10 protein-coding genes are annotated in these 10,657 nt (G+C 27.4%); 5 read left to right on the top strand and 5 right to left on the bottom strand.

Features of this window, described 5'->3' with window-relative positions; genetic code table 11:
• Positions 1 to 3 precede the first annotated feature (3 nt).
• From acpS to cdaA, 3 genes are read right to left on the bottom strand one after another with little or no spacing between them, the layout of a single operon-like run.
• On the bottom strand, positions 4 to 378 hold the full coding sequence (acpS, locus tag QIA22_RS00615; RefSeq protein WP_301611248.1) for a holo-ACP synthase: 375 nt from the start codon (positions 376 to 378) through the stop codon (positions 4 to 6).
• Positions 375 to 1,379, bottom strand: coding sequence for a CdaR family protein (locus tag QIA22_RS00610; RefSeq protein WP_301611247.1), 1,005 nt, complete (start codon positions 1,377 to 1,379; stop codon positions 375 to 377). Before QIA22_RS00610 ends, acpS begins: the two co-directional genes overlap by 4 nt.
• A 4-nt stretch (positions 1,380 to 1,383) precedes the next feature.
• Complete coding sequence (gene cdaA / locus QIA22_RS00605) at positions 1,384 to 2,154, bottom strand: diadenylate cyclase CdaA (protein WP_301611246.1); 771 nt, start codon at positions 2,152 to 2,154, stop codon at positions 1,384 to 1,386.
• A gap of 113 nt (positions 2,155 to 2,267) precedes the next feature.
• Here cdaA and QIA22_RS00600 point away from each other — a divergent pair, with 113 nt between their 5' ends.
• From QIA22_RS00600 to trpS, 3 genes are read left to right on the top strand one after another with little or no spacing between them, the layout of a single operon-like run.
• The gene (locus QIA22_RS00600) at positions 2,268 to 3,125 is read left to right on the top strand and encodes an HAD family hydrolase (RefSeq protein WP_301611245.1); all 858 of its coding nucleotides are present in this window, start codon (positions 2,268 to 2,270) and stop codon (positions 3,123 to 3,125) included.
• Positions 3,126 to 3,185: 60 nt separating this feature from the next.
• Positions 3,186 to 4,277, top strand: coding sequence for an AI-2E family transporter (locus tag QIA22_RS00595; protein ID WP_301611244.1), 1,092 nt, complete (start codon positions 3,186 to 3,188; stop codon positions 4,275 to 4,277).
• Between the two features lie 2 nt (positions 4,278 to 4,279).
• Complete coding sequence (gene trpS, locus QIA22_RS00590) at positions 4,280 to 5,335, top strand: tryptophan--tRNA ligase (RefSeq protein ID WP_301611243.1); 1,056 nt, start codon at positions 4,280 to 4,282, stop codon at positions 5,333 to 5,335.
• 62 nt (positions 5,336 to 5,397) lie between these two features.
• Here the strand turns inward: trpS and QIA22_RS00585 are convergent, their stop codons facing one another.
• Positions 5,398 to 7,191 (bottom strand): phosphoglucomutase, encoded by a 1,794-nt coding sequence (locus tag QIA22_RS00585; RefSeq protein WP_301611242.1) that lies wholly within the window; start codon positions 7,189 to 7,191, stop codon positions 5,398 to 5,400.
• A gap of 136 nt (positions 7,192 to 7,327) precedes the next feature.
• Here QIA22_RS00585 and QIA22_RS00580 point away from each other — a divergent pair, with 136 nt between their 5' ends.
• Positions 7,328 to 8,794: a UTP--glucose-1-phosphate uridylyltransferase gene (locus QIA22_RS00580; RefSeq protein ID WP_301611241.1), complete on the top strand. Its 1,467-nt coding sequence runs from the start codon at positions 7,328 to 7,330 to the stop codon at positions 8,792 to 8,794.
• Complete coding sequence (locus tag QIA22_RS00575; protein ID WP_301611240.1) at positions 8,782 to 9,810, top strand: glycoside hydrolase family 3 N-terminal domain-containing protein; 1,029 nt, start codon at positions 8,782 to 8,784, stop codon at positions 9,808 to 9,810. The genes QIA22_RS00580 and QIA22_RS00575 overlap by 13 nt, the downstream gene beginning before the upstream one ends.
• Positions 9,811 to 9,929: 119 nt before the next feature.
• On the opposite strand, the gene QIA22_RS00570 is transcribed toward QIA22_RS00575, so the two are convergent.
• On the bottom strand, positions 9,930 to 10,508 hold the full coding sequence (locus tag QIA22_RS00570) for a hypothetical protein (protein WP_301611239.1): 579 nt from the start codon (positions 10,506 to 10,508) through the stop codon (positions 9,930 to 9,932).
• Between the last annotated feature and the right edge of the window lie 149 nt (positions 10,509 to 10,657).

Below are 10,657 nucleotides of genomic sequence, written 5' to 3'. Positions count from 1 at the left end.
GAATTAATTTTCTACTATTACAAATGCAATAGCGTACTCCTTTTCATGGGATATTGTTAGGTATAGCTTTAAATTCATTTTTATTGCAAATTTTTCAATTTCATTATGTAAGCAAAATTCGGCATTCCCTTTTAAAGATTTTATTACCTCAATATCTTTAAGGGTATAATTTATTTTATATTGCAACAGTGGGCTTAATGCTTTAATTAAAGATTCTTTAGCTGCAAATTTTCCAGCTAAACTTTCTATAATGCTGCCCCCTTTTAATTTAAAATTTTCAATTTCTTTATGTGTAAAGAACCTCTCCATTTTTTTTTTATTTTCTAAAAAATTTTTAAATCTTGCTACTTTTATTATATCACATCCTATTGATTTCATGGTTTGATCTCTGAGCTTTCAATTATTTCCAGTTTTATTTTTTTAGGTTCATAATCATATATTTCTGTTTCATTGATATTTTCTTTAAGAATTATATTTGTAGCAATGTTATAAATTCCGGGAGTTTTTATATTTACCAAATCAAAAGCAAGACTTATATTTTGATTGTTTATATGAGCTTTAATTTGTTTTTCAGAAAGTCTTGTTTTTAATTTTACAAACATTTTGTTTTCTGAGTTTATTATTTTTTCTTTATCTTTAATTTCAAGGCCATTTTTAAGATTATTAAAAATAAGATTAGGAGATTTAATTGTTGTGTTTGAATATTTTTTGTTTAAATAAATATTGACTACCACATGACTTTTTTCAAACATAACTAGAGGATTTGGTGGAACTACTTCAAGATAATCTGATACAAATAGGGTTCTTGTGTCAAACTCTTTTACGTTGGTTTGAATAGTGTTTATTTTTTTGAGTTCTTGTTCAGGCCCATATACTAATAAATTTTCGGGCAATATATTGTATTTTGCAATAAAATATTCTCCCTTGCCATCTTTTTCTATAAGTTTAAACTTGGGCTCTATTTTGACTAATTTGGAGATTTTGTTATCAAGATTTAGCAACACATTTGTTTTTGAAAGCTTATATTCTGCAATGTGTATTGAGTTAAGATTTTTTATTTTTATTGGTAGCTTATAGTTCCCGGGAATCTTTATGTTTGATGCTTCAATGAATAATATTATTTTATTAATATCAAGGTATTTTAAGTCATCTTTATTGACTTTTATTGTAATTTTGACCTTGCTAAAGTCTGGCATTTTCCCAAGAGTTATTTGATCATTCAAGATAATTTTGAATTCTTTTTCAGTTGTTATTGATTCTATTTTATTGAAATTAAATGCTACAAACATTAGAATAGCTATTAAAATGGAAATAGCTTTGTTTTGCCAATCATCAAATAGTAACTTTATTATATTTATTATTTTTTTGCCTATTTTCATTATTTTACTCTATTAGCTCGAGATTTAACTTATTTCTAATTTCACTTAAGCTTAAATTGTATTCCAATTTTGCATTGATTGTAATAGAAATAGACCCAGTTTCTTCTGAGGTTATTATTGTTATTGCATCAGAATTTTCAGAAATTCCAAGTCCTGCTCTATGTCTTGTTCCAAATGCTTTGCTAATAGAGTCAACATTAGATAATGGTAAAAATGAGCCCGCATATTTTAATTTATTTTTACTAATTATCACAGCTCCGTCGTGAAGAGGAGTTTCGCGTTCAAATAGTGATATTAACAGTTCACTAGATATTAGTGCATCAATTTTAGTTCCTTTGTTTATTATTTGCTCCAGCTGTATTTTTTTTTCAATGCATATCAAGCTGCCAGATTTGTTTTCAGATAGGTGTTTGACTGCTTTTAGGATTTCAGAAATAACCTTTAAAGTTTCTTCTTTTTTATTTGAAAGTTTAAAGGCCAAATTGAAATTTCCAATTTGCATTATTATTTTTTTTATTTCTTGATTAAAAAGTATGACTATTGCTATTGGTAATATGTTGGCTATATAATTCAGCAGCCAACTAATAGTATAGAGATTTAAATAATATGAGATAATTCCTATAGAGATTATGATTAACATTCCTTTTAATAGATTTGTAGAATAAGAATTGATTACGTTTTTATATATGTAGTATACTAGGATACTGATTAAGCTTAGATCTAAAATTCTTGAAAAAGTATCTTTTATTTGATTTAAATCATTTATGTCCATCATAAATTTTCTGCTCAATGTGAAAACACTGTACTTATTAACCTATATTAGTATAATATAAAATATATAAATAAGCATAGTTTGTGATTATTTAAAGTTAAATTGTTTTTTAATTTATGAATGAAAAAGAAAATATTATAGCTTTAATATTTGATTTTGATAATACTCTTATTTATGGTAATATGCAGCAAGTATTGTTTGATGAGTATTGTATTGATTCTTGTTCCTTTTGGAAAGAAGTTGAAGGCTTAGAGTATGTTTATAGGCAAAATGGTTATAATATCATTTCTAATGAAATGATATATTTATCCCATTTTTTAACCTACGTAAGGGAGGGGGTTTTTAAAAGTCTTGATAATAGAGCATTATTTAATCTGGGTGCCAAGTTAAGATTTTTTGAGGGGGTTATTGGTTTATTTGATGAGATATCTGAAATAAATAAGAAGTTGGAAAGTAATAATTCGCAGGTTAAAATTTACATTGTTTCAAGTGGGTTTAGACAAATGATTTTGGGAAGCAAAATTGCGCCTTATGTGAGCAAAGTGTGGGCATGTGAGTTTATAGATTCTTATTTGCTGCCTTTTTACGAACTCAGAGATGATAAATTTTCTAAAAATAAGATTTTAAGCAGCGTTTGCTATTTTGTAGATCATACAATCAAAACCAGAGTTATTTTTGAAATTAATAAAGGGTCTTATGAGAAGATTAATGAGAGAGTTCCAAAGAGCAAAAGACAAATTCCTTTTAAAAATATATTTTACATTGCAGATGGATTTAGCGATATTCCGGCATTTGAAATCTTAAATAATATTTTAAAACATTGTAAAAATACCTTAACAGTGTATCATGGAAATGATAAGAATGCAAAAAAATTGTTTTATGAGAATAGAGTGGGAGATTTTGCTGAGGCCAATTATAGCAAAGGCACTAAATTGTATAATTGGATAATGGAGAAAATTTGCTTGAGTGTATAATTTATTTAACTTACTTTTGTTTAGTTGATAAAAGCAGCAAAAAAACGAAAAGAGGGGAATATGCTTAAAGATTTAAATACAAATCAAGGGTTAAAGCCTTGGAGAGTGGAATCTGTTTTTTATTGTATTGTCATAGTTTTAATATTTATTGGGGCTTTTAAAATAGCAGAAGCCGTATTTAAACCTTTGGCTATTTCTATAGTGTTGGGATTTTTGATGTATCCCGTTTATACTTTTTTAGCAAGATTTAAAGTTCCAAAATTTTTGATAGTTTTTATTATATTTTTCTTATTATTTTCTTTTTCTTATTTGATTTTTAGTTTTGTTTATTACAGTGTTACTGTTTTAATGAAGCAATTGCCTTATTATCAAAATCAATTAGCATTTATTGTAAAAGATGTGCTTAGTCGCTATAAAGTTGATAGTTCTGTTATTAATGATATGAATTTTTCTGGTTATATTTATCCATTTCTAACAAGAGTTTATAATGAGATTATTGGATTTACAAGTAGCTTAGTAGTAGTCTTTTTGTTGTTGTATTTTTTGCTTTCAGAAATACATGTTTTTGAAAAGAAACTTGATAAAGCTTTTAAAAAGCCGGTATCTACTAGATTTATTGGGGCTTTAGATACCATTAATAATCAAATTGGAAAATATTTGGGGATAAAAATTCTTGTGAGCTGCTTAACAGGTATTTTAGTATTTATTGGATTAACTTTATTTGGGCAAGATTTTCCTCTTGTTTGGGCGGTTCTTTCCTTTGTTTTCAATTTTATTCCCAGCATTGGTTCCATATTAGCTGTGTTTTTTATTGTAATAACATCTTTAATTCAATTTTATCCAAATTTAAACATAGTGCTTTATGTTTTTATATATAATACTTCTGTTCAAATGTTGATTGGAAATATTCTTGAGCCAAAATTACAGGGGAAAAGGCTTGATATTTCACCATTTTTGCTCTTATGTTTTTTGTTTTTTTGGGGATGGCTTTGGGGTATCGTGGGTCTTTTAATATCTTATCCTTTTACTGTGATTGTAAAGGTAATAGTTGACAATGTGAGTTGGCTTAAGTCTTTTTCTGTATTTTTAGGTGGTTCTGAGATTTTAAGTAATGTTAATGTTAGCATTTCGGGTAAAGGTAAGGAGATTTAATTTTGAAAAGAAAGGTTATGCTTACGGGAGATAGACCTACTGGCGCTCTTCATTTAGGGCACTATGTGGGGTCTGTAGTAAATCGGTTGAAATTTCAAGAAGAGTATGAAACATATTTTATTATAGCCGATTTACATACTTTGACTACAAAGCCTGACTTGAAGAGCATCAACACAATACCTTTTAACGTTAGGGAAATGGTTTTAGATTATCTTGCTTGTGGAATTAACCCTAATAAGGTTAGTATATATTTGCAATCAGCCATACCCGAGCTTTTTGAGCTTCATTTAATATTTTCAATGATTGTTACTGTTGCCCGCTTGCAAAGAATTCCAAGTATAAAAGACATGAGCATTGCGGCCGGACTTAAAGAGATTCCTTATGGTCTTTTGGGATATCCTGTTCTTATGAGTGCAGATATTTTAATGACAAAAGCAAATTTAGTTCCCGTTGGGCGTGATAATGAATCTCATATTGAATTTGCAAGAGAACTTGCAAGAAGGTTTAACTATTTGTACAAAAATAATTTTTTCCCAATACCCGAATCTGTTTTTACAGATTCTCGTCCTTTGGTGGGTATTTACGGCAAAAATAAAATGAGCAAGAGTCTTGATAATGCAATTTTTTTAAACGATGATGAAAATTTATTAGAAAAAAAAATTATGTCTATGTATACAGATCCAAATAGAATAAGGGCAGATATTCCTGGTAATGTTGAAGGTAATCCCGTTTTTATTTATCACGACATTTTTAATAGTAATCATGAAGAAGTTGAAGATCTTAAAAATAGGTATAAGAAGGGTAAAGTAGGTGATGTTGAGGTTAAGAAAAAATTGTTTTTAGCTTTGAATAGTTTTTTAAAACCAATAAGGGATAAGAGAAGTTTTTATGAAGCCAAAAAAAAAGATTACATTGATGAAATCATTTTTGATGGTACAAGCAAGGCAAGGTTTGTTGCAAATAAAGTAGTAAAAGATGTTAAGGATTTAATAGGACTTTCAAAAACTTGGAGTGGAATAAAATATAGTGTTGAGAAAAAAATAAAAAATGAAGAATGAAAATTATTGATTTTATGCTAGACTTATAGCAGTGATTAACTTATTATTTAAATCAAACAATATTAATTATTAGGTAGGTTTGCCTTTTTTATTAATCTTTTGTTAAATTCTAGTAGTTTGAACAAAATGTGTCTTTTTTCATAAATAACTTCGCTGAGCACTCTTGTTACTGGTTCTGTTTTTGACATTCTCATCCATAGGGTTGCAACAATTTCTTTGTCAGTTTTTAGCAATACCTTTAATCCTCCTGAAGAATCCCCTGTTCTAGTCTTAGATTGTCTTTTGCCTTCATAGTTGATGATTTCATAATCAACTACTGATAATTCTTGAAATAACTTATTGCTTTTTATCTCTTTAATTAATAGATTTTCATAATTGCTTTTTAAAATTTCTTGATTTTCTATTTTTAGATTTGTTAAATTGGCTTTCTTGGATGATACTATTACATTACTATAAAAATTTGTTGTATTTAAAATATCTTTTAAGTCGTACTTTTCTTTATAGTAGTTTTTAGACAATCTACACCATATTTGGTAAAGTTCTTTCATTTTTAATAATTTTACGATACTAAGTAAAGTAGTAATTGGATCTCTTACCCTTGAGGGGTGAATTATGCAACCTCCATTTGAACCCTCGCCTGAGATTTTTACAACCAGTCCCTGAGCTCTTAAATCATCTGCCATTTCTGTTAGATTAGCTTCTCCAACCTCTACTCTATAAACTTTGGCGTTGAAAAAATTTGCAATTTTTTCAATATTTAGAGACGTTGCATCATTGGTTACTATTGCTACATTATTTTTTATTCCCATGTAATGAAGATAGCTAAGCTCTGAAATTACTACAAGTGCAAATATTTTTTGTGCTTCAATTATATTTGCAGTGTTTGTGGCTTTATCTATAAACACTAGATTGCCCCTATCTCCATCACAATCTGGTACGTATCCTAGCTCAAAAGAATTGTCCCGTATATATTTATTTTGTAGCAGTTTTTTACATTCATTTAAAGATTTCCCTTCAGGAATAATATTGTGCTTAAAAATACCTATTTCGTTATTATATAATTCTACTTTCAATCCTAAAGATTCTAGCAATTCTTTATCTATTGAATTGATTCTAGAGCTTCCATTCATTTCCGCTATTATCCCAATTGGATTTTTCAGTATTCTTTTTTCTAAAATTTCGATATTTTTATTGTTAATATCATTTTCATAAGCTATTTCATGTATTAATGATTTATATGTTTCGTAAGATTGGTTTTTATTTTTTCTTTCTAATTTTATTATTTTATTAAAATTTTCCAAATGAGATTTATCTTCATTAAATTTGTTTAGAGTGTTAATTAAATGGTTTATTAGCTTTTCATTTTGGCTATTGTTTTTAATTTGTTTTATTATTTCGTGAGCTTTTGTGGAATTTAGTACGCCACCATCGTTTAACCCTATTTTAATCCCATTGTATCCTGTTGGATTATGACTTGCAGAGATGTAAATAAAGCCTTTTGAATCTTTACTATTTTTTGTATACGCTAAAATTTCAGTTATTGGAAGTATTCCAAAAAACTTAATCTTTTCTTTGTTTGTTGTTAAAATTTTTATTGTTATTTCCGCAATAATTTTGCCGGTTGGTCTTGAGTCTAATCCTAATCCAATGTAGGGCTTGGGTTCATTTTTAAAATAATTTGATATTGTGAAGATTATTAGCGCTATTAGCACTTTATCTTCATTGTTTATTTCATTTTCTGTTGAATTTTCATTTTTTGATTTTGCAAAAATTTTTCTAAAACCTGAAGGAGAAAGTATCATCTCATCAAAAGCTTTTTTAAAACTTTTCATGTTAAGTGAATATTGTTTAAACATGTAAATTTCTTCTCATTGATATTCTAGCCATATTATTGCTATAATTAATAATATGGTCACTTATATTATTATACTTAAAAAATTGGTTTTTTGCTTATATTGATAAGCTTTTTTTAAGGGTTTTTGTTTTTAACTGATGAGTGTTAAAGTTGATAGAATTTTTTCTAAAATGATACTTGAAAAACTTAATTCTGGTAAGATAGGGATTAATAATTTTGAATCCATTAAATATTTTCCTTGTGATAGTCATGAAAATATTTTAAATATTTCGGATAAAATTTTGAGGTTTAAGTTCCCCAAAGGTTTGGTTGAAGATAATTTAAAAAAATATTTTCATGATTTTTCTAAATTTTTGTGCTCAAAAGAAGGCGATTGTTATATTTTTTCTTCTTGTGATCTTGAAAATTTAGGACTAATGCTTTTCCCGTACCTTTCTTTTGGAATCTTAAATGGGGGCTCTGCAACAAGTTATTTTGATTTAGCTAAAAATAGGGCATTTAATGAAGATTTATATATGCTATATGAATCTAAAATACTTGAATTTAAAGAGAAATTTGAAGAATTTCCAAAGGGGATAACACCAGCTTATATTAACAAAGATGGCAGCTTGGGATTTTCATTTTTGGCTTTGAAAATTAGACACCTTTTAATGGTTGCTAAAAGATATGAATCTTTTTATGGCAAAATGATTAAGCCTTCAATATTTCAAATGACTAGTTGTAAAACGGATGAATTTATTTCAAAATTTTTGGATGATTTATTTGTAGATGATTTGATTAAAAGTGTAAATTTTTGTTCTCTTAAAAAAGAAGATGTTTTCACAGCTGTTCAGCCCTTAGTTTATTGTTATGAAAAACTGAATAGCTCTAATTATCAATATTTTACTCTCAAAGATAATAAAAATGCTAATTCTATTTTGGCTTTGCCTGCTGGTCATGGTCAAAATTTTAAAATTTTAAAAGATATTTATTTAAAACTTTATGAATCTGGGAAAAGATTTATATACATTGGCAATGTTGACAATATGGGCTTTACAATTAATTTGAAAGCACTTGCTGTAATGGCTTTGACCAATTGTTCTTCTGGATTTGAATTTAGCTTTAAAAGAAAGGCAGATTTTAAGGGAGGGATATTGGCAGTAAACGGTGAAAATCGTTTGACTTGTGTTGATATTGGCGGGGGGATTTCTTCAGAAATTGTGCAAGATTTTGAAAATAAGGGTAATAGGTTGTTATTTAATTGTGCAACTGGGCTTTTTAATTTAGAGTATTTGATAAAAAATATTGATGAAATAATAGAAAAAATGCCCATTAGAATTATAGAGCAAGATAAAGAAATCGGTAAATATATTTCGGTTGAGCAAATAACGTGGGAAGTGCTAAAATTAATGGAAAATCCATTAATTTTAACGGTTGATAGAAATAGAAGATTTCTTCCTGCAAAGTTATTTATTGACATGTTGCTTAATAGCAATCTTAAAGATAGATGTGGATATTCTTATAAGAAGGGGATCGATAATTCTGCTAAGAATTTTAGCGCTCTTTATGATTTGTTATCAAAAGATTATGGGTTGCTTTCTGGGCTAGATAAATGGACTTTTTGAAAGCCTTATTTTTTCCATTTTTTAGCTTTTTTTGTTTAAATTTATTTGCAATAGAATCTTTGCCAGAAATAGATTATGAATATTTTAACAAGGATAAATCAGATCTTGTAGATTTTATAAAATTTTTAGGTGAATTAGATTTTCAAACTCTTTTAAAAGATAGAAACTTATTTATTGGGATTAGAAATTTAACAAATTTCAAAAATGTCCAAGGTCTTAATAGCGATGATATTAATAGAATAAAAAAGATTAATCCGATTGGTATAATTTTATTTAGGGAAAATTTAAAAGATGCTGAGCAGACAAGGGGATTGATTAGGGCAATAAAGAGTTATATTGGACATGATATTTTTATTGCTATTGATGAAGAGGGAGGAATAGTTAGTAGAGCTAGTGAAAATAAAAAAATGGGGGTTTATAATTTTCCGGCCATGGAGCGCGTAGGGGGTGCTAAAGATTTACATCTTATTTATAAAATTGGTGAAGTTCTTGCTAAGCAATTGCGTAGACTGGGCATTAATTTGAATATGGCTCCAGTTGCCGACATTAAATTTGCACCACATACTCCTTTACTAAATAGGACATTCGGAGGATATTCCGCTTATAATATTGGACTTATGGTAGAAGCTTTTATTGATGGAATGCAGAATCATGGAGTATTTTCGGCAATCAAACATTTTCCTGGATTAGGGGGAACAACTACAGATACACATAAATATTTAGCGTTTTTGCCTTATAGTAAAAGCTTTTTGATGTTAAATAATTTTGTTCCATTTGTTTTTGGTAGAGCTGCTAAATTCATTATGATTGGTCATGTAAATGTTCCTAAAATCTCTAAAGATATAACTAGCATGTCTAAAAGTATTGTTAATATTATAAGGGAAAATTTAAATATTGCTAGTATTATGATGACAGATTCTTATGATATGGGTGCAATTACAAGAAGTTTTTCTAATATTGAAAATGCTATTAAAAAGGCTTTAAGTTCGGGTGTAAATATAGTTCTTATTCCTTAGTTAAATTGTTTTAAAGCTTTGTTTTTGGTCTTTGGCAATTTGATGATTTAAATAATTTATATAATCTCTTGTCTTGTTAGAAATTCTTAAAAAAATATGAAAAAGGTGTTTAAAATTTTTTATTGCATAAATATAGAAATTCCTAGATCTAAAAGAATAAATTCTTTAAAAGAAGTTGATAATTTGTAGTAAATGCTATAGTTATTAGGTATGAAATCAATTTCAAATTTAAAGGTAATTATGGGAAGGATTGGATAGAGAAATGCATTAGTTGTTTTTCCTATAAATATAGTAGTTCTTAGAGTTAAATCGATTTGGGTTCCAATGAAGAATTTTATAGCAAGCGTATCAGCTAAAATTGAATATTTTGCAATGTAAATAGTGAAAGCTAAATTGAAATAAGTATTTGAAATAAAATCTTTATTTATTGGAATAGTAAAAAAATTTATTGGGCTGAATTGTATTTCAATCCATTCATTATAAGATGTTAATATTCCGATAAAGGTGATGTATTTGTAGTTTTCATTGTAAAAAATAGGATTAATATAATTATGGTAAATTATTCCTATTTTTATTTTTTTTTTCATTATATCCTCTTTGGGAAATTCCCAAAGAGAAGTGGTTAATTTATTTTGAAAGCAAAATAAATTAACACCATACATTAATAAAAAGATTGATAAAATATCAGTATATTTCATTAATAGTTGCTTTATATATAAATTTTATAATAAATGTATAATAATTATTATATACAAAGCAACAGGTTTTTTCCAGTTTCCTTACTTTCCTCCTAGCCGTCAGGTCTAGGGTTGGTTTTTAATCCTTTTATACTATTAAATAATATATA

The organism is Borreliella kurtenbachii (assembly GCF_030437945.2).
Classification (GTDB): Bacteria; Spirochaetota; Spirochaetia; order Borreliales; family Borreliaceae; genus Borreliella; species Borreliella carolinensis.
This window is presented reverse-complemented; position numbering and strand designations above follow the sequence as displayed.